We start from the raw sequence: 24,789 nt of genomic DNA, 5'->3' as shown, positions 1-24,789 counted from the left end.
GCGATGGGTACCCAGAGCACCGTTTTCAGCCATGGACACTCCTCGCATGGGCGTACCCGAGCAGCTCGCCGACCGCATGAGCATGGCCGAGCAGCACGAGTACCTTCGCGCCAAGTTCTCGCGGCGCACGATGATCAGAAGCGGCGCCGTCACCGTCGGCGCCGTCGCGGGCGGAGCGTTCGTCCCGGGCGCCGTCGCCCAGGCCGCGACGCGGACCTCCGTACCGACGCAGACGCACGCACAGACCGAGAAGGTGGACGGCGCGCTCGTCGCCCCCTTCGGCCGTCACCTCGCCTGGGGCAACGACCCCCGTACGGAGATCACCGTCTCCTGGCAGGTCCCGGTCGCGGTGAAGAAGCCCTTCATCCGGATCGGCGCCCACCCGTGGGACCTCTCCCGCAAGATCGAGGCCGAGGTCCGGACGCTGTACACCCCGGCCGGTGTCGGCGCCAGCGGCGACCACACCCAGTACTACCTGCACGCCAAGCTCACCCACCTGCGCCCCGGCCGGACGTACTACTACGGCGTCGGCCACGCCGGCTTCGACCCGGCCGAGGCACACCTCCTGGGCACTCTCGGCACCTTCACCACCGCCCCCGACCACAAGAAGCCGTTCACCTTCACGGCCTTCGGCGACGAGGGCGTCAGCTACCACGGCCTCGCCAACAACAGCCTGCTGCTCGGCCAGAACCCGGCCTTCCACCTGCACGCCGGCGACATCGCCTACGCCGACCCGGCCGGCCAGGGCAAGACCGCCGACACCGGCTTCGACTCCCGCGTGTGGGACCAGTTCCTCGCGCAGACCGAGTCGGTCGCCAAGTCCGTGCCGTGGATGCCGGCCTACGGCAACCACGACATGGAGGCCTGGTACTCGCCCAACGGCTACGGCGGCGAGGACGCCCGCTGGAACCTCCCCGACAACGGCCCGGACAAGAAGAACCTCCCCGGCGTCTACTCCTTCGTCTACGGCAACACGGCGGTCATCTCGCTCGACGCCAACGACATCTCCTTCGAGATCCCGGCCAACCTCGGTATCTCCGGCGGTACGCAGACCAAATGGCTGGAGGCACAGCTCAAGAAGTTCCGCGCCTCCAAGGAGGTCGACTTCGTCGTGATCTTCTTCCACCACTGCGCCTACTGCACCTCCACCGCGCACGCCTCGGAGGGGGGCGTGCGCCAGGAGTGGGTGCCGCTGTTCGAGAAGTACACGGTCGACCTGGTCATCAACGGCCACAACCACCAGTACGAGCGCACCGACGTCATCAAGGGCGGCGCCGTCACCAAGAAGCTCCCGATCGGCGGCACTTCGTACCCCGAGACCGAGGGTGTCGTCTACGTGACGGCGGGCGCGGCCGGCCGCAGCCTGTACGCGTTCACCGCCCCGCTCTCCTACGAGGGCCACGAGAACGAGGTCGACTCGGTCGCCTCCTTCGTCAACACCAAGGACGGCAAGGTCAACGAGACGGTCACCTGGTCGCGCGTGCGCTACCTCGACTACTCGTTCCTCCGCGTCGACGTCACCCCCGCGTCCAAGGGCCGCCTCGCCACGCTGACGGTGCGCGGTATCGCGGAGACGGGCGAGGAGGTCGACCGCTTCACGGTCGCCCGCCGCGTACGCTGAGCGTGCGCGTATGCCCGGAAGGCAGGGCGTACGAGTGACACCAACAGGCGGTTCTCCGGCGCGTGTTCCTACATGCGCTTGAGGACCGCCTGTTTGGCGTGTGCGAACTCGTCGTTCGTCAGTACGCCGGTCCGGTGCAGCTCGCCGAGTTCGCGCAGCCGCCGGAGGTGGGCGTCGTGCTCGTGTTCGGCCGGTCCCCCATCGGCTGCGGCGATCTCCTTCCGCCGCTGCGGCGGTACGTCCGTCACGGGCGCCGCCGGATGCGGCAGGCGGGCCTGTACGGCCGCCGCGACCAGCGCCATCAGCGGGTCCTTCTTGAAGCCCCACAGCTCGACGGAGTTGGGGTCGTACTTCGGCGGGGCCTTGGTCGGCGCGTTCCGCACACCGAAGCGCAGGTGGCCGTTCTCCAGGCCCACCGCCGGATGCCACTCCACGGCCACGATGTCGGCGACGGCCAGGGAACGGGGGCCGGCGGCGGCCTTCGCGTCCTCCGTCTTCCAGTTCCACTCCAGCCGGACGTGTTCACCGTCGAAGGTCGCGGTGCCGTCCCCGGCGGACACGGACAGCGGTACGGCGGGCCCGGGCAGCAGATACCGGTCCACGGCACCGGACGGCACCTCGTCGAGCAGCAGCGCGCCCCGCACCTCGTCCACGAAGTACTCGGCGACGCCGTAGCGGTCGGACTCCACGTTCAGCTGGTACGGGTCGTCGGTCTCCGTCAGTTTGCCGCCGGTCGCCTGGAGCAGCGGGTCGGCGCCGTCGCGCAGCCGGAGCCTGAGGCGTCCCGCCCTTCTGCCCTGCTCGAAGGAGACACCGGCCAACGCCGCAAGGGGGACAGCGAGTTGGCCCAGTTCCCTGCGGAGCGGGCTGACGTTCCTGTCACGCCCTGGGGTGAGCCGGAGGGCGTCACCGTCGAAGACCCAGGTGCCGTCCTTCTGGATGATTTCCGCCATGGGGAGATTCTGGCACCGGACGGTCACCGTTCCGGCGCCCTCACAGTCCCAGCGCGGTCGCCGCCCTGTCGTCGGCGGCGAACCGAACGGCCTTGCCGGTCAGGGTCGTTGTGCGCATGGCGAGTTGGCCGGCGCGCACCCCGAGGGCGATCTCCGGGTTGTCCTGACAGACGAGGACGAACGAGTCGTCGGCCGCGGCCCTCGGCAGGAACGCCTGGTCCTCCGGGAAGGGCGCGGCGGCACCCTGCTCGTAGGCGCACGGCCGTTGCTGCATCCCGTCACCGGCGACCCGGTCGCCCGCGATGTCCAGACAGAACCTCGAATCGGCGTTCACCAGGGCGACCGCCCCCTCTGTCAGGGGGACGACCTGCCACTCCTGCGTCCTTCCGCCGTCGCAGGCAGCCAGGACGGGATCGGCGGCGGGGGCTGAACCAGGCGAGGCGTTCTTGGCCGGGCCGGTGACGCAGCGTCCCGTGGACACGTTCTCGAGGGTGATCGTCGTGGCGGTCGCGTCGGACACGGAGGACGGTGCGATGGACGCGCTCGCCGTGGCCCGGGGACTCTCGGCTCCCACGGCGGAGTCGGCACCCGACAGCAGGCGCAGCACCCCGGTGGTCAGCGCGGCTGTGACGGCCACGGTGACCGCCACCGTGAGCACCGGCCGTCTGCGTCGGCGGCCCTCGGCTCTGTGGCCCCTGCCCCCGGCAGACGCGGGCGGCGCGGACGGTACGGCCGGGGTGACGGGTTCGCCGCTCGGCGCCCGGCCTTCCGACCGCGCCTCGCGGTACGCGGCCCCGCCCCACACCAGCACCTCGTCGACCAGCAGCCGTCGTACCTCCTCCGCGTCACCCGCCGCGAGCGTGCGCAGCAGTTCCAGGTCGACGGCGCAGAAACGGCAGGTGTCCAGGTGCTGTTGGAGGTCCGCCGGCGCCTCGCGATGAGTGCCGCGGGCGATGGCGCCGAGCATCGCGCCGTAGCGGAGGCACTGGGGATCGGCGGTGCGGGCGGCCCGTACGCGCAGGAAGGTGTCGACCAGACGGCTGCGGGCCGACTGGGCCAGGGACTCGGCGAACTCCGTGGTCGTGCTGAGGATCCTGGCCGCCGACGCCGTCTCCTCCGGCTCGGCCAGGCACAGCCACAGTGCGGCCCGCTGCTGGTCGGGCAGCTGCTCGAAGGCGGCCAGCAGACCCGAGCCGCGCTCCACCCGGTCCAGTGTGTCGACGGGGCCGAAGGTGTCGGCGGCCCGTTTCGACCAGTCGCGGAACTCCGGGCGCAGCAGCCCGTGCCGTCCGTCGCGCAGCCAACTGTCGGCGGTGCGGCGGACGTCGGCGAGGAGAGCGGTGCGCAGGGCGGGCCCGTGCTGCCGCGAGCCGCCGGCGAGCACCTGGACGGCCAGATCGGTGGCGTCGCGCGGTCTGGCGCAGAAGGCGTTCGCGTACGCGTGGACGGCCGGGGCGTGTTCCGGCGGCAGGCCGGGCGCGGACGGCTGGTGGTACGGGACTTGCTGTGCGAAGTGCTCGGTCATGAATCTCGACTCCCCACGGAGCGGGCACGGCAAGGCCAGGACCGTAGTGCCGAATTCTGTGCGGGGGCTGTGAGTTCACGTGCCCGTGTCGCGTACACGGAAAGTGACGAGGAGGGCGGAGACGGTGACGGGCTCCCCGAGGACCGTACTCGGGGAGCCCGTCTGCCGTGATCAGAACCCTGTGACGGGATTTCTCAGGGTGCCGATCAGCTGGAGGGCGCCTGCCGGATCCGCCAGATCCACCATCTGCTCGTTGTTACGCAGTTGCAGCCGATTCAGGCAGGACAGGGCGAACTCGGGGGCGAACAGGTCGAACTGGCGGAACCTGTCGGCGAGTTCGGGGTTCGCCTCCTGGTAGGCGCGGGTGACCTCGGCGACCGTCCGCCAGAAGTCGTCCTCCGTCAGGACGCCTTCGGCGGCGAGGTTCGCGGCCAGGAAGCGGAAGAAGCAGTCGAAGACGTCCGTGAAGACGGACAGGAGTTTCTTGTCCTCCGGTACGTCCACGCGCAGGCGCTCGACCGTCGGCGGCAGTACCGCGTCCGGGTCCATGACGGCGATCTCCTCGGCGATGTCCTTGTAGATCGCGCGCTGGACCGTGCCGTCCCGCAGGACGAGGATGACGTTCTCGCCGTGCGGCATGTAGACCAGGTCGTAGGCGTAGAAGCTGTGCAGGAGCGGGGTGAAGTAGGCGCCGAGATAGCCGCGCAGCCACTCCTGCGGGGGCAGGCCCGACTGCTCGACGAGCGCGGCCGCGAAGGAGTGGCCCTCGTGGTCGACGTGGAGCAGGGAGGCCATCGTCGCGAGCGACTCGCCCTCCGCGAGGGACGGCACCGGGCTCTCCCGCCAGAGCGCGGCGAGCATCTTGCGGTAGGGGGAGTAGCGGTCGGTGGCGGCCTCGTACTCCAGGTGGCGGTAGCCGACGGCAGCGCGCTCCCGGATGATCGACAGGCCTGTCGACTTCAACACCGGGTCGTTGTCGATGAGTTGGGCGAGCCAGTCGTTGATGGCCGGGGTCGCCTCCATGTAGGCGGCCGAAAGCCCGCGCATGAAACCCATGTTGAGGACCGAGAGAGCCGTCTTCACGTAGTGCTTCTCGGGGTTGGACCGGTTGAAGAAGGTCCGGATGGACTGCTGGGCGAGGTACTCGTCGTCGCCCTCGCCCAGACAGACCAGGTGCCGCTGGGCGATCTCGGCGGCGAAGGTGACGCTGAGCTTGTTCCACCACTGCCAGGGGTGTACCGGGATGAAGAGGTACTCGGTGGGGTCGAGGCCCTGGTCGGACAGTTTCGTACGGAAGCGGACGACCGTCTCCTGCCCCAACTCGGCGCGCAGGAAGGCCTCGTACTCGATGCCGACGCCCGCCGTGAACGCGGCGCGCGAGCGGTGCGCGGCCAGCCACACCAGCCGGACCGGGCTCGCCGTCTCGGGTGCGTACGAGAGGTACTCGTGCACGCCGAAGCCCAGCCGGCCGTTGTTGGCGACGAAGCAGGGGTGGCCCTCGGTCATCCTGGTCTCGATCTCCTGGAAGCCGCTTCTCACGAGTTCGGCGACGGGGATCTGCGGTTTGGTGAGCTTGTAGCAGGTACCGGAGAGGGTGGAGGAGATCTCCTCCAGATACACGGGCAGGACCTCGTCGCTCAGGCCGAGCGATTTCCGCAGCTCGATGAAGAAGTCGAGGGCAGCGAGCGGGAGTTCGGCCCCGTTGCGGTGCCGGGTGATCGAGCCGGCGTCGACCTGCCAGTGGTCCAGGGCGTGGCGGGTGGCGGTGAAGCGGTAGCGGGTCAGGCCGTCGTCGCCGAGCACGACGTAACCGCCGTCGTCCTTCTCCGGTTCGGGGGTGATCAGGCGTTCGTGCGCGAACTCGGCGAGGGCCTTGCGGATCAGGAGGCGGTTGGCCTGCTCCCAGCGCTCGGGGGAGAGGTGGGCGGTGGCGTCGGCGAGGCTCATACGGACATCGCCCTCTCGAACTGCTCGCGGGTGCAGAAACTCAGCAACGCCTTCTTCTCCGGCTTCTGTATCTCTCGCTCGGGCACGAACCCGACGGCTTCGTTCAGGGCATGCACTGCCTTGTTGCCGACGTCCGGCTCGACGACGACGCGGGCTGTGCGCGGGTCCTCGAAGAGGCGAGTCATCACGGCCGTGATGACGGACCTGGTGAACCCGGACACCGGTGTGTCGGTCGCCGGCACCAGGAAGTGCATGCCGACGTCGCCGGGCCGCGGCTCGTACAGGCCGACCAACTCGCGGTGCACCGGGTCGTATTGCTCCATCAGGAAAGCGGGCTCGCCGTCACGGAGGCCGAGGAGGGCCTGCTGGTGCTCGTCGGCGGCGACGTCCATGTAGGCACGCTCGACGTCTTCCAGGCGGGCGTCCTGCATCATCCAGTAGGCCGCCTTGGGATGCGTCAGCCAACCGTGCAGCAGCTCGGCGTCGTTCAGGGGGTCGAGCGGACGGAAGATGAAGGCCGTGGTGGCTTTGGTGGTTGTGGGGGTCATACGGCGAACTCCTGGAAGGCGATGGTCTTCTCGACCGGGTAGTACTCGCTGCCGAGCAGCTCGCCGATGATGAAGCTGTTGCGGTACGCGCCCATGCCCAGGTCGGGCGAGGTGATCGAGTGGGTGTGGACGCCGGCGTTCTGCAGGAAGACTCCGCGCCCGGTCCGGTCGATCGCGTAGTTGCGGGCGATGTCGAAGTTGCCCTGGGTGTCGTAGCGCAGCCGGTCGCGGACGGGCTTCAGGAACTCCGGCTCGGCGTACTTGTAGCCGGTGGCGAGGATGAGGCCCTGGGTGTCCAGGGTGTACTCCTTCTCCTGCTCCTCCTGGCGCAGCCCGAGCGTGTACGTCCCGCTCTCGGCCTCGTAAGTCACGCTGTTCAGCGCGGAGTTGGTGAGCAGCCGGGTGGGGACCGGGCCGCCGAGGTTCTTCCGGTAGAGCAGGTCGAAGATCTCGTTGATCAGGTCACCGTCGATGCCCTTGAACAGGCCCTTCTGCTCCTGTGTGAGGCGGTAACGGGTCCGCTCGGGCAGGGCGCGGAAGTAGTCGATGTACTCCGGGGAGGTCATCTCCAGCGTCAGCTTGGTGTATTCGAGCGGGAAGAAACGCGGCGAGCGTGTCACCCAGTTGAGCCGGTAGCCGTGGACGTCGATCTCGCCGAGGAGGTCGTGGTAGATCTCTGCGGCTGACTGGCCGCTGCCGACGAGCGTGATCGACTCCTTGGCCTGCAACTCCCGCTTGTGCCGCATGTACTGGGAGTTGTGGATGAAGTCGCCGTCCAGGTCCGCGCACGCCTCCGGGATGTACGGGGGAGTGCCGGTGCCGAGGACGAGCCTGCGCGCCCGGTAAAGGTCGCCGGCGGCGGTGCGGACGACGTACAGATCGTCCTCGTCCTCGTAGGTCACCTCCGTGACCGTGGTGTCGAAGCGGACGCTGCGCAGTCTGTTCGCGGCCCAGCGGCAGTAGTCGTCGTACTCGACACGCAGTGGGTAGAAGTTCTCGCGGATGTAGAACGAGTACAACCGGCCCGATTCCTTCAGGTAGTTGAGGAAGGAGTACGGGGAGGTCGGGTCGGCGAGGGTGACGAGGTCCGACATGAACGGCGTCTGGAGATGGGCGCCGTCGAGGAACATCCCCGAGTGCCACTCGAAGTCGGGCTTCGACTCCAGGAAGACGCCGTCGAGTTCGTCGATCGGCTCGGTGAGGCAGGCGAGGCCGAGGTTGAAGGGGCCGAGACCGATCCCGATGAAGTCGTAGGTCTTGTGCACTGCTCCGGTCCTGTTCACTGCGTCGGTCTTGTTCTCTGCTTCGGTCCTGTTCATGGCTTCGGCTTCAGGAAGCGACGGAAGTGATCGAAGCGATGGAAGTGACGGAAGTGACGCGGTCGGCGGACTCTCCCAGGTACTGCTCGGCATGGCCGGCGATCAGGTCGAGTACGGCGGTGATGTCGTCCGTCGTGGTCTCGGGGTTGAGCAGGGTGAACTTGAGGTAGTGGCATGCACCGACCTTCGTCCCCGCGACCACGGCCGCACCGGAGGCGAACAGGGCCTTGCGGGCGTACAGGTTGGCCCGGTCGATCTCCGCGGGGTCGGTGACGGCGGCGGGGATGTAGCGGAAGACGAGGGTGGAGAGGGAGGGTTCGACGACGACGTCGTAGCGCGGGTCCGCGGCGAGCAGTTCCCAGCCCTCCTGGGCCAGGTCGCAGACCTCGTCGAAGAGTTCGCCGATACCGTCGGCGCCCATCACGCGCAGGGTCATCCACAGCTTGAGCGCGTCGAAACGGCGGGTCGTCTGGAGGGACTTGTCCACCTGGTTGGGGATGCGCTCCTGCACCATCCGGCGCGGGTTGAGGTACTCCGCGTGGTAGGTGGCATGGCGGAGCGTGGCCGCGTCCCGGACCAGCAGGGCGGACGAACTCACCGGCTGGAAGAAGGACTTGTGGTAGTCGACGGTGACCGAGTCGGCGCGCTCGATGCCGGTGAGGAGGTCGCGGCGCCTGACCGAGGCGAGCAGTCCGCAGCCGTAGGCGGCGTCGACGTGCAGCCAAGTGCCGTACTGGGCACAGAGTTCGGCGATCTCGGGCAGCGGGTCGATGGAGCCGAAGTCGGTGGTGCCGGCGGTGGCGACGACGGCCATGGGGACGAGACCGTCGCGCTCGCAGCGCTCCAACTCGTGGGCGAGGGCGACCGTCTGCATCCGCTTGTCGTTGTCGACGGGGATGGAGACGACCGAGTCGGGGCTCAACCCGAGGAGCTTCGCGGACTTCTTCACGCTGAAGTGGCTGACCTCGGAGGCGAAGATACGCAGGTCGGCGGCGGACTGGCTCTTGGCCTCCTCGCGGGCGAGCAGCAGTGCCTGGAGGTTGGACTGGCTGCCGCCGCTGGTGAAGATGCCGTCGGCGGCGGGCCCGAGGCCGATGCGCTCGTTGGTCCAGTCGATCAGTTTGCGCTCGATGAGGGTGCCGCCGGCCGACTGGTCCCAGGTGTCGAGGGAGGAGTTGACGGCGGAGAGGATCGCCTCGCCGAGCACCGCGGGTATGACGACCGGGCAGTTGAGGTGGGCGAGGTAGCGCGGATGGTGGAAGTAGATCGCGTCGCGCAGATAGACCTCTTCGAGCTCGTCGAGGGCGGCGGCCTCGTCGAGGAGGGGCCGGTCCAGGTCGATCCGGTCGATGCGCGGGGCGAGGGCGTCGACCGTGACGCCGGTGAACGGACGTTCCGTGGTGGCGAGTTTCGCGGCCACCCGCTCGACTCCTTCGGTCACAGAGCGGCGGTACCGCTCCGCCGTCGTGTCATTGAGCAGGTGCGAGCGCATCGGGGGAGCCTCCGGGGGACGGACAGAGAGGGCAGGTGCATGTTCGTCATGTCGAACGGATCTAACTTAGGTTAGCCTAACCTAAATTTCTGTGAGGCACTCCTGCCCCACCAGTCACAAGCTGTGATCCAGGGATCCACGCCTCCGCACCTCATGCGGACTGCTCGCGCAGCTGCTCCTCGCTGAGCCCGCGTCGCCAGTAACCGACGAAGGTGACGTCCCGACGGTCGATCCCGCGCTCCCGCACGAGATGCCGACGCAGCTCCTTCACGGCGGACGACTCACCCGCGATCCACGCGTACGGCCGTTCGGCTGGGGGGAGTTGGGCGTCCCGGATGGCGTCGAGGGCTGTGGGCGCGCCAGTGCCGGTGTGAGTGTCGGTACCCGTGCCGCGCACGAGCCACGTGATCTCGGCGTCGGCGGAGGTCGCCAGATCTTGGATGTCCCCGGCGTGCCCGGCCTCCAGCCAGACCTGGGCCCGGGTGCCGGCGGGGAGCTGTTCGAGAATCGCGGATGCAGCCGGAACGGCCGTCTCGTCGGCCCAGATGACGACGAGGTCGGTGCCGGTCGGCGGGCGGAAGCGGATGGCACGGTTGTCCGCGATCGCCGGCCCGAGCAGAAGGACGCGGTCCCCGGCGCCGGCGCGGGAGGCCCACAGAGAGGCTGGCCCGGCGGGCGTGACGGCACCCGGCTCGACGCCGTGCAGGACGAAGTCGATGTCGATCTCCGTCGTACGCCCGTGGGCGTCGGCGCGCAGCGCGCGGAGCGTGTACGAGCGCATCACCGCCCGTACGTCGTCCGGCAGTTCACGCCACCCCTGCCACCAGCCGTCGCCCAGCTCGACGGGCACGGCGGGGGCGTCCTGCCCGGGGTGGGGCAGAAAGAGGGAGAGACTCTGGTCGCGCCCGTTGGAGCAGAAGGCCGCCAGATCCTCCCCCGCGAAGGTGACCCGGACGAGAGAGGGCCCGAGCCGGACGGTCCGTACGACGTGAAGGGCGAAGAACCGGAAGGGGGCGATGGCAGTGGTCGTCATTCGGACTCCTGATGAATGTCAGGGGACGCGATGACGCGCCCCGAAAGGGGCGCGGGGAACTGCGCGACCAGCCACAACGGACCCGCAGCTCCCCACGAACAAGCACACTCACGGCGCAGATTCAGGGCGCCCCGGGTCAGCTGACCTTCTTCGCGCTCTCGATCGCCTCCGCGAGGCTAGTGAGCAGCGGCGTGCACTTGTCGTACGACAGAATCGGCTCGGGATTACGGGCGATGACCTGCCCCGCCTTCACCGCAGGCAACTGCTTCCAGGTCGCCTCGGTGATGTCCGCGGGCTGGATGGCCGAGGTCCGGTTGTCCATCATGATGATGTCGGCCCCGTACTTGTCGACGTTCTCCCAGCTCAGGTTCTCGTACCAGCCGCCGCTCGCCTTCAGCGCATCGGCGGAGGGCTCGACGAAGTTCACGCCGAGTGCCTTGAAGTACTCCAGGTCGACGGAGAGGTTGGAGCCGGACACGTAGAAGATGTCCTGGCTCGCGGAACCCACCAGCACCTTGATGTTCGGCTTGGCCTTGGTGGCGGCGCGCAGTCGGGCTGCGGCGTCCTCGAAGGCCTTCTTCGCGGCGGTCACCTTGGCGGAGGCGGTGTCCGCGCCGAGGGTCTTGGCCAGCTCCAGCATGCGCTGCAGCGGCTGGTCCAGCTGGATGTCGAACACGGAGATGCCGACGGTCGGGGCGCCGACGGCGAGGATCTTCTCCTTGGACTCCTCCGGGACGTACCAGAGGGTGCCCGCGCTGTCGAACATCGTGGTGACGAGGAGGTCCGGGGCGAGGGCCGCGTACTTCTCGATGTTGAACTGGCCCCACTCGTTGCCGAGGACGGTCACCTTGGTGACGTCCAGGTCACCGGCCTGGACGTCGGCCTTGCCGTCCTTGGTCGTGGTTGGGCCGAAGACGCCCTTGACCTCGACGCCGTAGTCGTGGAGCGCGGCGGCGACACCGGTGAAGGCGACGATGTTCGAGGGCACCTTGTCGGCCTTGGCGGTCTGGCCGCGGTCGTCCTTGAACGTCCACGGCCCGGCGGGCGCGGCGGCGGCCTTCGACGCGTCCGCGCCCGAGCCACCGCTTTTCGCGTCGTCGTCCCCACAGGCGGCGAGGACGGCCCCGAGGCCGAGGGCGCCTCCTGCGGCGAGCATGCCGCGGCGGGAGAGGTGGGTGGCACGGGCGTTGGACATGAGATGGCTGCTTTCGAACAGGGCGGTTCGGCCCGCCGGACAATTCGAAAGGTAGGTTAGCCTAACCTCAGTAGATGTCCAGGGGGTGGTTCGGGGGAGCGGGGTGGCCGGGGCGGCGTGTGCCGGTTTCTGTAGATGACCTATGTATCGAAGGTGGGCTGCTCGCCTGGGTGTCTATTCGTGCTCAATGGTGATGCCTGATCCGCGAATGTGAAGGATGGGTAGGGTGGCCGGGGTGGGGTTGCTGAACCACCGCAAGGCCCGAGCGGGCTGAGGTGGGATCCTCGTGAGGCCTCGCTGGCACGTACTGTGTCGTCGCCGAAGTGACCATTTCCGGCCAGGGTCGATCAGAGATGTGGCAGCGGCCGGAGGGTGACCTCGGCGAACGGTGATCGCCGCCCCGCACCCGGCTCGCCCTGGCCGCGGACACCTGACTCTCCCGGGATTGCCGGATCGTGGTCGCCGCAGTGATGGGCTTCTTCTCCGCCGACACCTTCTTCGTCCCCCGTGCCGACGTCTCCATGTCAGGCGTGCTGGCGTGACTACTGACCGCTGAGCCTCTTGTGGGCACTTTTCATCGAGGGCGCGCTGAACGGTATGGGCGCTGGCGTGCTCGTGGCCTTATGCCTCGTGGATGGTGCGCCTGGAGGGACCTCAATTTTGAGCCTCGATGCGCGGCGATGGAAGGGGTGTCGGTGCTCGGCTCGCGCATCTGTGGCGTCGATGTGTTCACTTTGAAATTGCTTGACCGTTCTCGATCAACTGTGTTGGATATGGGGAGCTTATAAAGATCACGTAAAGCGGGGGTGGGGAATGGGTGGGGACTCTTTGTGCTGCCCGCAGCGCAGACGATCGGGCGCGCGAGACGGTTGGTCTCCGGTCTGACGGTCACGGCGCTGCTGGCGGCGTTGCCCGCCTTGGGGGTTACTTCGTCGGTGGCACAGGCCGACGACGCGGAGCCGCCGACATCCGAGGCGTCCGCCGCGCTGGAACAGGCGAAGGCTTCTGGCGAAGCGGTCGAAGTCGTAGGCGCCCGCGAGGAATACGCCACGACCCACGCCAACCCTGACGGCTACTCGTTCACCCTCACCAAATCCGTCGTACCGGTGCGCGTCGCACAGCCCGACGGTTCCTGGGCGGAACCGGATGCGACACTTGAGCGCCGCGTCGACGGCTCGATCGGGCCGAAGGCATCGGTGGTCGACATTTCCCTCTCCGCCGGTGGTGACGGCGGAGGTCTGGTGAAGCTGGCCGAGGACGGCCGTTCGCTGAGCCTGGGCTGGCCCGGCAGCCTGCCTAAGCCGGTGCTGGACGGCGCGTCCGCCACGTACGCGGAGGTGCTGCCCGGAGTTGACCTGCGGATGACGGCGACGGTCGAGGGCGTCCGGCAGGTGCTGATCGTCAAGTCCGCCGAGGCAGCCGCCAATCCGGAGCTGGAACGGATCGAGTTCTCCCTCAAGACGCAGGGCCTGACGGTGGCTACCCGGGCGGGTGGTGGTCTCGCCGCCATGGACGAGGACGGTAACGCGGTGTTCCGTTCACCGGCCGCGCAGATGTGGGACTCGGCAGGGGACACCGCCGGCACGGGGACGATGACCATGTCGCTCGCCGCCGTTGACGACGAGCCCGTCGTGGACGGCCATGGTGAGATCTCTGCCGACCCGGCCGACGGCCCTGGCAACGGCGACGCCTCCGCCGTGCTACCGGTGGAACTGACCGAGGACGCGGTGGCTGTGGTGCCGGACGCGGGCCTCCTGAGCGGGGAGAACACGGTCTACCCGCTGTACATCGACCCGGATGTGGGCCTGGAGGAGTCCGAGCGCACGGTGTTGTCCTCGGACGGCGACACCTTCTACAACTTCTCCGGTGGCGACGATGGTGAGGGGGTCGGCTACTGCGACACCTATGTCACCGGCGGGTTCGCGTACTACTGCGGCTCGGGCTACAAGCAGCGCATGTACTTCGAGTTCGGGCCGACCGGCCTGGCGGGCAAGAAAGTGCTCGACGCCAAATTCCGGGTGACCGAAAAATGGTCGATGTCATGCCAGCCGTCGACTGTCGACCTTGTCCGCACGGGTGGGATCTCGTCCGCGACCAGGTGGCCCGGGCCGACGAGCAGTTGGGACCTTCTGGGTGACCGGACCGTGTCCGCAGGACGCGGAGCGATGTGCGACCCGGATCAGCCGGACGCCCCCATCACGTTCGACGACGACCCGGCACAGAGCTACGAAAACCTCACCCACACGGTCCAGGTTTTCGCGGCAGGCGGCTTCGACCGCCTCACCCTGATGCTGAAGGCGCACAACGAGAACGACCCGAACAGCTGGAAGCGGTTCGACGACAATGCTGCTCTGGTGGTCACGTACGTGGGGCTGCCCGCTGTGCCGACCTACCCCGGCATTGTGCAGAAGAACAGTGTCATTTGCTCGACCAAGCCCACCGCCCCGACCACCATCGCGGACCCCCAGCCGGTGCTGACCGCCCGGCCGCAGGCCGCAGGAGGCGGCGGAACGTACGCGCATCTACAGGCGCATTTCTACGTCCAGAGGGAACAGAACGACGGCACTTGGAAGGTGGAGACTGAGCCGGTGCGGCCTGAGGGCTCCGTGGGCGACAACGAGCAGGTGAAGGCCGTCACGCCCATCGCGCTCACGCCGAAGAAGACGTACCGGATGGCGGTGTTCACGCGGTCGCTCTATAACAACGACAAGAGCTATCTGGAGTCGTCCAGCACGGTGACCACTAAAGGCTGGTGCTACTTCAAGATTGACACCGATGGTCCGAAGGCACCGGTGATCACCTTCGTCGCCCCGTACAGAGAGTGCCCCGCCAACGACTGCCAGGGGTTCGGCGGTCCAGGTATCAAGGGGAAGTTCACCTTCTCCCGGAACCCTGGCGATGACACGATTAACAGTGGCTACCGCTACAAGCTCTCCACCGACGAAGAGTCATCGCAATGGTTTTCCGGGGACACCGTGACCGTGTGGATCACACCGTCCCGGGCAGGCACGATAACGCTCGAGGTCCAGGCGAGAGACAGTGCCGGTGAGGGCGACACGGCGGCGGTGGACTTCAAGGTGGCCGAGGGCCAACCGGCGGTCGGCCGCTGGCACTTCGACGGGCCATCAAAAGACCCGGCAGCCGACTCCGCCACCGAGGGCGTGCGGCACCCTATGACGTTGCACGGCGCGGGTTCGGGCCGATCGTCGGCGATGGCACGGCGTGGTGACGGGGACCTGTCGTTGTGGCTCAATGGTGACCCCGGTGACGCCACACGGCAGTCGGGATACGCGGACACCTCGGAAGCAGTGGTCGACACGAGGTACTCGTTCACCGCCTCGGCATGGGCCAAGCTGAGCGACGCGTCCACTTATCGGACGGTGCTGTCCCAGACCGGCAGCGACAACTCCAGCTTCTCGCTCTACTACTCGTCGGGCGCGCAGCGCTGGGTGTTCCTACGGAGCTGGTACGAGAACGGCGTACGGCAGTCCGAGGGCGCCGACGCGAGTGCCACCGGTGTCCCGCTCGACACGTGGGTCCATGTGGCGGGTTCCTACGACGCCGAAAATCGGGCGATCCGCCTGTATGTGAACGGCCGACCGCAGGGTGGGTCTGTGGCCCTGCCCAGCACGTCGGACGCGACGGTCGCGGGCGGCCCTCTACAGGTAGGCCGAGTCACGTTCACCTCGGGCGGCACGTACCAGAACTACATGAGCGGCCAGGTCGATGAAGTAGCTGTCTGGCAGCGGCTGCTGACCGACGACGACGTGGCGACCGAGGCCCAGCTGCTGGACGAGAACAATAAGGCGTACGTCGAGCGGGTGGCGGACTGGAAGCCGAACGGTGCGACCGCCGGAACAAATGTCTCGTTGGCGGATGCTGGTACTGGCTACGGGCGGTCACTCAAGCTCTCCAACGGGGCCTCTCTCGACAGCACGGCGATCGTGCTCGACGGCACGAACGACACAGCCACCGCCAAGGGCCCGGTTGTTGACGACACGGGGGCGTTCACAGTGACCACGGCGGTGGAGTTGGACGGCGAAGCCATGGCGCTCAAGCCCGACGGCTACATCTCCCAGGTCGTCGGCCAGCGAGGCGCCGACGGCTCCTCCTGGGGTTTGTGGTTCGAGAAGACCGCCGCTGTGGACGATCCGCAGACCGAGACGAAGACCGTCGAGGGCACGTGGTACTTCGGGCGGTTGAGCAAAGAACGCTGGACGGCCGTGGTCTCCAAAGAGACCACGAGGATTACGCCCAACAGCATCACGCAGCTGACTGGTGTGTTTGATGCCTCCGCGCGCACGATCAGCCTGTACGTCGGTGGTAGCCAGAACGGCTTGGGCCCCGGATACACGGCGGTGGCGGGGTCGGGCGACTTCGCAGTCGGCACGGGCTTCGTGGACTCCGCCTGGGGCCACTACCTCGCGGGCCGGATCACCCGGATTCGGATCTGGGCGGGGGCCATGTCGGGGCAGCAGGTCAGCGACATCGTGAGTCGCACCGATGGCTGAGCTTTCGTCTCACCGACCGTCCGTCGACCGGTCGTCCTCTGTTAGCTGTGATCACGTGGGGGTTTGTGCTGTGAGTGCCGGAAGACGTGGGGTCCGTACCAGGATCAGACGTGTTGTCTTCAGCCGACGAATGCTGTCGGTCTTGGTGATGACCCTCGTCGTGTCCACAGTTGTCGCCGTCCCCGTGCAGGCGGCGGACAACGGCGGCGGCTTGGGCAAGCCCAAAGCCCAGGAGCAACTGGTCACCGAGGTCCACGAGTTCGCAGGGCAGGGCGCCAAGAAGGCCCGGGCCAGGGTGGCCGAGACACGTGCGGAGAACGCCGAACAGAGCAAGCGCGCCAGGGCCGAGCAGACCGCGACCTGGCCGACGGCCGGCTCGGCGAAGGCCGGGCTGGCGGGGAAGCGCAAGGCAACCCGGCTGACGGCTGGCGGTCTCCCCGTAACCCTCACTGGTACACCGGACGGAGCTTCGGGCGACACCCGTGTCGAGGTCCGCAGCCGCAAGGCGACCGAGGCTGCCGGTATCAAGGGCGTACTGCTGACGGCGACGGCCGCCGACCCCGGCACCGCCGAAGTCAGCGTCGACTACTCGGACTTCGCCTCCGCGTACGGCGGCGGCTGGTCCGGCCGACTGCGGCTGTTCCAGCTCCCCACCTGCGCGCTGACGACGCCGAACAAGGCCGCTTGCCGCGAACGGACACCGCTCGACTCGCACAACGACATCTCGGGTCAGACCGTCTCGGCTGAGGTAGCCCTCGCTGCCCCGACGGTCGAGAAAGCCCCATCGGCCCCCAACTCCGCTGCCGCAGCAACCACTTCAGCCTCCTCCGCCTCCTCGGCGGTGACAGTCCTGGCCCTCGCGGCGACTGCCGGCGCTTCCACCTCCGGCGCGGGCGACTACACGGCGAGCCCGCTCTCGCCAGCCTCCAGCTGGGAAGCAGGCGGTTCTTCCGGCGCCTTCACCTGGTCCTACGGCATGGCCGTGCCGCCCGCTGCGGCCGGACCGTCCCCGTCCCTGTCGCTGTCCTACGACTCCGGCAGCGTCGACGGCCGTACCGCCTCGACGAATAACCAGGCCAACCCGGTCGGCGAGGGCTTCGAGATCTCCTCGTCCTCGTACATCGAGCGCTCCTACGGCAGCTGCGACAAGGACGGACAGGCCGACAAGTTCGACCTGTGCTGGAAGTTCGAGAACGCCTCGATCGTCCTCAACGGCAAGGCCAACAAGCTGGTCAAGGTAGACGCCGCTGACAAGACCGACGACGTATGGCGGCTCAGCTCCGACGACGCCTCCACCGTTGTCCGCTCCACCGGGGGTGACAACGGCGACGACGACGGCGAGTACTGGACCGTCACCACCGGCGACGGTACGAAGTACGTCTTCGGTCAGCACAAGCTCCCCGGTGCGTCCAGCAGCGATCTCACCAACTCCGTGTGGACGGTGCCGGTCTACGGCAACGACTCCGGCGAGCCCGGCTACGACAAGGGTTCCACCTTTGCCGGCCGCTCGCTCACCCAGGCCTGGCGCTGGAACCTGGACTACGTCGTGGACATCCATGGCAACGCCATGACGTACTGGTACACGCCCGAGACCAACTACTACGCCCAGAACGGCGCTTCCACGGCCACCGCAAAGTACACCCGCGGCGGTTACCTCACCGAGATCCGCTACGGCCAGAACAAGGCCACCCTGTTCTCCGGCGTGACCTCCGACAAGGTCACCTTCTCCTACGCCGAGCGCTGCACGGTCACCGACTGCGGCGAACTGACCGACTCCACTGCCCCCAAGTGGCCCGACGTCCCTTTCGACTCGATCTGTGCCTCGGGGGCCGACTGCGATGCGCCGAGCCCGTCCTTCTTCACGCGCAAGCGACTGACTGGCGTCAATACCCAAGCCTGGTCGGCCGCCACGAGCAAGTTCACCGCGGTCGACTCCTGGGCGCTGGACCAGGACTTCAAAGATGGCAACGACATCGGTGACACCACCGACCAGAGTCTGGTTCTGGAGTCCGTCCGGCACACCGGCGAGAACGGCACCGCCATCGAGCTCGACCCGGTGACCTTCACCTACGAGATGCGTCCGAACCGGGTCCACGCCGACCTCGACAACATCCTGCCGCTCAACCGCCCCCGGATCAGGACGGTCACCTCCGAGACGGGTGCCATCACCACGGTCACCATCTCCGGTCCGGAGTGCGTCCGCGGCTCCAACATGCCGGCCGCCGAGGACGACAACTCCAAACCCTGCTACCCGCAGTACTGGAACATCAACGGATCCTCCGAGGCATCCATCGACTGGTTCCACAAATACCGCGTCACGGCAGTAGGCACCGCCGACCCGTTCAGCGGGAGCGCGGACACCGAGAACGCCTACACCTACGCAGCCCCCGCCTGGCACTACAACGACGACCCCCTCACCCCCGAGGCCGAGCGCACATGGTCCGTCTGGCGCGGCTACGGCAAGGTCACCTCCACCAAGGGCATCGCGGGCGGCACCCAGTCCAAGACCGTCTCCCTCTACCTGCAGGGCATGCATGGCGACAAGCTCAAGGGCACCGCCACCACGCGGTCCGCGTCAGTCGCAGGCATCGACTTCACCGGCCTGGACATCGCCGACGAGACCGACAGCGATCCGTACGCCGGCTTCCTGCGCGAGCAGATCACGTACAACGGTTCGACACCGGTCAGCGTGACCGTCAACGACCCCTGGTACCGCACCACCGCCACCCACAGTGCCTCGAACGCCAAGGCCTACTTCGTCCGTACGGAGAGGGCGTTCACACATACCTATCTGACGGCGAAGACGTCCTGGCGCACACGCACCACAGCAACGACCGAGTGGGACACCTACGGGCAGCCACTGAAGGTGCAGGACGCGGGCGACGCGGCCGTCACCGGTGACGAGACATGCACCCGCACCTGGTACGCAGCCAACCCCGCGCTTGGCATCAACTCCCTGGTCACCCGTACCCGAGTGGTCGGCAGATCCTGCGCGCCCGCTGAGACCGAGCTGTCCCTGCCCACGTCATCGGCCACGCCTGGCGACGTCCTGTCCGACACCGCGATGGTCTACGACGGCACATCCACGACCGCCGTCTGGTCCGGGTCCCAGACCCCGACCAAGGGTGAGGTCACCTGGGTCGGCCGCCCCACCGCCTACCCGGCGACAGCCACGAACGGCGAACGCAACCCGGCCGTATGGCAGACGACCAGCCGGACGACGTACGACGACCTGGGCCGCGTCGCCTCCGTCACCGACACCGACAGCAACACCACGGCCACGACCTACACCCCCGTGGCGGCCGGCCCGCTGACCCGGACCAAGGTCACCAACGCCAAGGCGCAGAGCACCTTTGTGTACGCGGACTACGCCCGAGGCCTGCAGGTCAAGATCTACGACATCAACAACAAGATCACCGAGACGACGTACGACGCCCTCGGCCGTCAGACCGCGACGTGGCTGCCCAACCGCTCCCGCGCCAGCAACTACAGCCCCAACTACACGTACGCCTACTCCGTCTCCAACGCCGACAACTCCTGGACCTCGACCTCGGTGCTCAAGGCTGACGGCACCACGTACAACACCAGCTACGCGATCTACGACTCACTCCTGAGGCCTCTCCAGAGCCAGAGCCCCACCCCGCAGGGCGGCCGTCTGCTCACGGACACCCGCTACAACGACCGTGGCCTGGCCTACCAGACGTATGCCGACGCCTTCGACTCCGACAACGTTCCCTCCGGCGAGTACGCAGCTGCTGTGTACGGTCGTACGCCCAAGCAGTCGGTGACTGTCTTCGACGGCGCGGAACGCCCTGTGACCAGCACCTTCTATGTCGTCGGCGTGGAGAAGTGGAGCACCACCAGCACCTACACGGGTGACTCCACCGCGACGACCGCCCCTGGCGGAGGCTCGGCCTCCCGCACGATCGTGGACGCCCAGGGCCGTACGACGGAAACCCGCGAGTACGAGGGCACCAGCCCGGCCGACACCGGCTACGGCGCCACGGTGGGTGCGACCTACACGTCCACGAAGTTCACATACACCCGCGACGGCAAGCAGTCCACGATCACGGGACCCGACAGCGCCTGGTCGTACGGCTACGACCTCTACGGCCGTCAGACATCCGCCACCGACCCCGACATGGGCACGACGACCACCGGCTTCACTGCCTTGGACCAGGTCTCCTGGACCAAGGACGCGGAGGGCCGGGTCGTGATCAGCGCCTACGACGTGTTGGGCCGTACCACCGGCACGTGGACGGCCCCTGCCACGGCGGACCTCTCCTCCACCATCGAGGAGCGGGTCGACGCGAACAAACTCACGGCGTACACCTACGACGGGGTCGCCAACGCCAAGGGCCAGCGGGACTCGGCCATCCGATACGTCGGCGGGGCGGTCAGCGGCACTGGCAGCGCGTACACGAAGAAGGTCACGGCCTTCGACAGCATGTACCGGGCCACCACCACCCAGCTCGTCCTGCCGGATAACGACCTGTTGGTAGCCAAGAAAGCCGTCGCTGACAAGACGCTCACTTTCACCACGGACTACCGCATCGACGGAACTCTGCAGAGCACCACGGAACCCGCCGCCGGTGGCCTTGCTTCGGAGCAGGTCATATACAAGTACGACGGCCTGGGCCTGAACACCCAGACTGAAGGCACCAGCGCTTACCTGCTGGACGCCAGCTACACGGCACTCGGCCAGCCCCAGGTGCTCAGCCTGGGTAAATCCAACGCCGAAGGCACCTACAACGCGTACATCAACAACCACTACGAGACAGGCACCGACCGCATCCTCAGGTCGTCGGTCACCGACGACACACACGCGTACATGCTCCAGCAGCTGAACTACGCTTACGACGCCGCGGGCAACGTCACGTCCATCTCGGACCCGACGACCCTCGGCGGAGCCGGTGCTGCGGACAACCAGTGCTTCGGCTACGACGGCCACCGGCGCCTGATCGATGCCTGGACTCCGGCGACGGTGGACTGCTCCACCGCCAACCGCACAACGGCCAACCTGGGCGGCGCCGCCCCCTACTGGACGTCGTACACGTACAAGGACTCGGGCCTGCGTGCGACCGAGGTCACCAAAACCAGCAGTACACCTACGACCAAGACGTACTGCTACGACAGCACGAAGACCCACCGCCTCCGCGCCACGACCGCCAACACCTGCACCGGCGTCGCTGAGGCCTACACCTACGATGCGACGGGCAATACCAAGACCCGCCCGGACGGCACCGCGAGCCAGACCTTGACCTGGTCGGCGGAGAGCAAGCTCGACACCCTCAAGGAGGGCGCCAGCACCACCGGCTACGTCTACGACGCCGACGGCAGCCTCCTGATTCGCCGCAACACGGCCGGGGAGACTGTCCTTTACCTGGGATCGAGCGAGATCCACCTCGACACCTCGACATCGACGGCGAAGTTCTGGGCCCAGCGCTACTACACCGGCGCCGGTTCCACGATCGCGATGCGCACCAACAAGTCGGGCACCGACAAGCTGAGTTGGCTGGCCGCGGATCACCACGGCACGAGCAGCCTCGCCGTGGACAACGCGACGCAGGGGATCACGAAGCGCTACAGCAAACCGTTCGGCGCGGACCGAGACCAGTCGACCTTCGGCCCCTGGCCGGACGACAAGGGATTTCTCGGGGCTTCCGCGGACTCCGCTTCGGGGCTTACGCATCTCGGGGCGCGTGAGTACGACCCGTCGATCGGGCGGTTCATCAGCGTCGACCCGCTGCTGGAGGTCGACAAGCAGCAGACCCTCAACGGCTACACCTACGGCGGCCAGAACCCGCTCACCTTCAGCGACCCCACGGGGATGGGGCTCGCGTGCGGTGGCAAGGAGGATGCTTGCCCGAAGCGTCCTGATGGCTCGGCCGGGAATGGGCGCCCGGGGGAGGCGGTTGACACCTCCAAGCCAGCTCCGGATCATCCCTGCACCGGGAACTGTGGCACGGCGAGCACGGACAGTACCGGAGATGTAATCGTTTTTGCCGAAGTGCCCGACGAACGTCCTCAAAGATATCGATATGAGTCGCCGAATGGCGTTTGTATTTTCGCAATGGCAAGCAGTTGTGAGACTGTAGACAGCCAGCAACACTCGGAAAGCATTCCAGATCTTCCTTGCGTCGCCGGTGAGTCTGGTTGGATGTGTAGTGCTCGAAACACGCTATATAAATTTGCGATCGAATCGGGCATGTTGGGCGGTTCTCTTGGATTCTTTGGGCTGCGCCCTGGGACTCGCTGGAATCAGGCTGTTAGGCTTCCTGAAGGGCTGAGTAGAGGGCAGTTCTCAGAAATTGAGACAGTTTTCCGTAAAAATCTAAAAATAGATGCGGATGTGGCAGTTCAGGGGAGTCGAGTAACTGGAAATGTGACAGGCTCTTCAGACTTGGATATCGCTGTACGCGTCACCCCGGAAACCTTTGACTCTATGATTTCCCAACGGTGGGGGAATGTTAAGTCGGGGTCGGCGAAAGCGCGTACGCGGGATAGGGCTATCGAGGCGGGGAAGATCACGGCTGGTGATGCCACTCCAAGGTTGAGTGGTATCCGAAATGAGATTCAAGGAATCTTGGGTGATAGCGTTCATCACGTAGATGTCTCCATAATAAGAATGGGAGGTGCTTTCGATAATGGGCCATTCATCGGGATCCGATAAAGTCGGGCGCGTCGATATGGACTGTATGATCTATATTGATTCCGGAAATCTTGAGCGCGTACTGTCTATTTTGGGTGATTCGCTGCCTGTGTCGGCAGTTTCGCGTGGAGTCTTCGTCTATTCTGGCATCAGGGCGTATAGCGCACACAATGACTATGAGGAGGGTGGAGGTCGGAGAGATGACTTCACTCATTGGTTGTCCGTGCTGGAGTGTGAACCCGTCGATTGCTCTACGGAGCAGGATGTTATCCGCTCTATTGGTGCAATTTTGCAGGTTCTTTGGAATTCAGGGTTTCGTGCTATAGCGGCTTGCGACTTCGAAGATCAGCTGCCCGAAGGTGGGGGACTGCACCGTTATCCTCAATAATGTTGATCTTTGGTGTTGGCCGCTATGAGTCGTTCCATTTTTACCTGCTCTCGTTCGCTATCGTGAATTGGTGGCGGCTCGGGCTGTTGCATGCGGGCAACGCGCGCGCCTGGTGAATCGGAACGCGAAACGGTGCGCCGATTCCGTAGGCGCACCGTCAAGAAGGATCGAGGCTAGGCAGAGCCGGTTTGGATCGCGCAGCGCGGCCAGGGGCTTGGCTTCGATTTTTTGGTCATCCGTACCTGAGCGATCCGCAGATCCTGCCCCGAGGCCGACCTGTCCCTGCGTACCTTGCCCTTGGCGGAACGCGCGGCCGGTTGGGCCGGGTCAGGTGGTCGTGCGCGAAGTGCCCGTCTTGAGCACCTCGACGAACGTGGCGAAGGCCCTGGGCGGGAAGCTGAGCGTCCCCCGGGCCGGGTCCTTGGAGTCGCGTATGGATATGCGGGTGCGTACGTCCGCTATCTCCACGCAGGTGTTGCCATCGCCTCCCTCGGAGAAGGAGGACTTCTGCCAGTGGAGGGGGAGGGTCACGCCTGGTGCCTCACAGTTTCTTCGCCAAACGGTGGATGAAGTCCCGCGACTGTGCGGGGTCTAGCGCTGCCCCCTCTACTTTACGGAAGAGCGTTCGAAAGCGGTCCAGTTGGGACTCGGCATCCAGGAACGCCGTGCCGCTGGGTGAGTCGCGAAGCACCGTGTCCAGGCGGGGGAGTGGGCCGCCCAGATGCATCATGGCGGCGCTTGCTCCGGCGAACCAGTCGGTGTCGAAGGGGACGACGCGCACTGTGACGTGACCTCGTTCCATCTCGCTCAGGATCTCGTGGAGTTGGGCCAGCATCACCTTGCGGTCGGCCACGCGGATGCGAAGGGCGGCTTCGTGGATGACGGTTCTGTACGGGGCCGGGGGATCGCGTTCGATGACGGCTCGCCGGTTCATCCGGTGCTGGACTCGCGGAGTCAGCTCGCTCTCGGGCAGTTGCGGGACCATGTAGCCGAAGACCGCGCGGGCGTAGTCCGGGGTCTGCAACAAGCCCGGTACGTGGGTGATCACGACTTCGTGAAGGAACGTCGCGTGGTGTTCCAGCTCGGCGACATCCGAGAAGACCGGCGGCAGGAGGCCTTCGAACTCCTCCCACCAGCCCTGCGTACGGTCGGTGACCATAGCCGCCAGCGCGTCGATCAGAGCATTGTCGCCGCACGCGTAGTGAGCGGCCAGGCGGCGTACGCGTTCCTCGCTCACTCCGGCCAGGCCGGCCTCCACCTGGCTCATCTGGGCCGAAGTCGAACTGAGTAGCCCTGCCGCTTCGCGGGCCTTCAGTCCGGCGGCTTCCCGCATCCTGCGCAGTTCGGTACCCAGGCGCACCTGCCGTGCGGTCGGTTGGCTCCTCGGTGCCACGTGCCCTCCGGTCTGAACTTGCCTGTTTCTGTGCCACGTTCGGGTGTCAGGTTAGTGCAACGACTTGCGCGAGGAAAAATTTTTGCACTACCTTCGGTGTCGCGACGCACACGCTGCGGAATCACCGGGACCCCGGAAGCGCACCGCCCCGTCCTGCCATGACGGCTGCGGCACAGCCACCGCCCGCACCCCCTCGGCGTCCAGCCAACTCC

At 66.8% G+C, this 24,789-nt stretch carries 13 protein-coding genes; 3 read left to right on the top strand and 10 right to left on the bottom strand.

Annotation, left to right across the window (positions count from 1 at the left end; all coding sequences use genetic code 11):
• Nucleotides 1–46: 46 nt before the first annotated feature.
• Complete coding sequence (locus PV734_RS38700; protein ID WP_319294160.1) at nucleotides 47–1,621, top strand: metallophosphoesterase family protein; 1,575 nt, start codon at nucleotides 47–49, stop codon at nucleotides 1,619–1,621.
• Between the two features lie 68 nt (nucleotides 1,622–1,689).
• Here PV734_RS38700 and PV734_RS38695 read toward each other — a convergent pair whose 3' ends face one another.
• From PV734_RS38695 to PV734_RS38660, 8 genes are all read right to left on the bottom strand, one after another.
• The gene (locus PV734_RS38695) at nucleotides 1,690–2,574 is read right to left on the bottom strand and encodes a DUF4429 domain-containing protein (protein WP_319090222.1); all 885 of its coding nucleotides are present in this window, start codon (nucleotides 2,572–2,574) and stop codon (nucleotides 1,690–1,692) included.
• Between the two features lie 40 nt (nucleotides 2,575–2,614).
• Nucleotides 2,615–4,099: an RICIN domain-containing protein gene (locus tag PV734_RS38690; RefSeq protein ID WP_319090221.1), complete on the bottom strand. Its 1,485-nt coding sequence runs from the start codon at nucleotides 4,097–4,099 to the stop codon at nucleotides 2,615–2,617.
• Nucleotides 4,100–4,270: 171 nt separating this feature from the next.
• A complete protein-coding gene (locus PV734_RS38685; RefSeq protein WP_319294102.1) occupies nucleotides 4,271–6,046 on the bottom strand; it encodes an IucA/IucC family siderophore biosynthesis protein in 1,776 nt (591 codons plus the stop codon).
• Nucleotides 6,043–6,594, bottom strand: coding sequence for a GNAT family N-acetyltransferase (locus tag PV734_RS38680; protein WP_319090219.1), 552 nt, complete (start codon nucleotides 6,592–6,594; stop codon nucleotides 6,043–6,045). The genes PV734_RS38685 and PV734_RS38680 overlap by 4 nt, the downstream gene beginning before the upstream one ends.
• Nucleotides 6,591–7,913, bottom strand: coding sequence for a lysine N(6)-hydroxylase/L-ornithine N(5)-oxygenase family protein (locus tag PV734_RS38675; RefSeq protein WP_319294100.1), 1,323 nt, complete (start codon nucleotides 7,911–7,913; stop codon nucleotides 6,591–6,593). The genes PV734_RS38680 and PV734_RS38675 overlap by 4 nt, the downstream gene beginning before the upstream one ends.
• Nucleotides 7,914–7,923: 10 nt before the next feature.
• On the bottom strand, nucleotides 7,924–9,405 hold the full coding sequence (gene desA, locus PV734_RS38670) for a lysine decarboxylase DesA (RefSeq protein WP_319294098.1): 1,482 nt from the start codon (nucleotides 9,403–9,405) through the stop codon (nucleotides 7,924–7,926).
• 151 nt (nucleotides 9,406–9,556) lie between these two features.
• A complete protein-coding gene (locus PV734_RS38665; RefSeq protein ID WP_319090216.1) occupies nucleotides 9,557–10,438 on the bottom strand; it encodes a siderophore-interacting protein in 882 nt (293 codons plus the stop codon).
• A gap of 136 nt (nucleotides 10,439–10,574) precedes the next feature.
• On the bottom strand, nucleotides 10,575–11,633 hold the full coding sequence (locus PV734_RS38660) for an ABC transporter substrate-binding protein (protein WP_319090215.1): 1,059 nt from the start codon (nucleotides 11,631–11,633) through the stop codon (nucleotides 10,575–10,577).
• Between the two features lie 830 nt (nucleotides 11,634–12,463).
• Between PV734_RS38660 and PV734_RS38655 the strand changes: the two genes are divergently transcribed.
• On the top strand, nucleotides 12,464–16,144 hold the full coding sequence (locus PV734_RS38655) for a LamG domain-containing protein (RefSeq protein ID WP_319294096.1): 3,681 nt from the start codon (nucleotides 12,464–12,466) through the stop codon (nucleotides 16,142–16,144).
• A 160-nt stretch (nucleotides 16,145–16,304) separates the two neighbouring features.
• Nucleotides 16,305–22,817 carry an RHS repeat-associated core domain-containing protein gene (locus PV734_RS38650; protein ID WP_319294094.1) on the top strand — a complete coding sequence of 2,171 codons (6,513 nt, stop codon included), beginning with the start codon at nucleotides 16,305–16,307 and terminating at the stop codon, nucleotides 22,815–22,817.
• Nucleotides 22,818–23,511: 694 nt separating this feature from the next.
• Here the strand turns inward: PV734_RS38650 and PV734_RS38645 are convergent.
• Together PV734_RS38645 and PV734_RS38640 are read right to left on the bottom strand one after the other, a co-directional pair.
• Nucleotides 23,512–23,715, bottom strand: a complete 204-nt coding sequence (locus PV734_RS38645) for a DUF397 domain-containing protein (protein ID WP_319090212.1) — start codon at nucleotides 23,713–23,715, stop codon at nucleotides 23,512–23,514.
• Between the two features lie 10 nt (nucleotides 23,716–23,725).
• The gene (locus tag PV734_RS38640; protein WP_319090211.1) at nucleotides 23,726–24,577 is read right to left on the bottom strand and encodes a helix-turn-helix transcriptional regulator; all 852 of its coding nucleotides are present in this window, start codon (nucleotides 24,575–24,577) and stop codon (nucleotides 23,726–23,728) included.
• Nucleotides 24,578–24,789 lie beyond the last annotated feature (212 nt).

This window comes from Streptomyces sp. AK08-02 (genome assembly GCF_033795085.1).
GTDB classification, from domain to species: Bacteria; Actinomycetota; Actinomycetes; order Streptomycetales; family Streptomycetaceae; genus Streptomyces; species Streptomyces echiniscabiei.
This window is presented reverse-complemented; position numbering and strand designations above follow the sequence as displayed.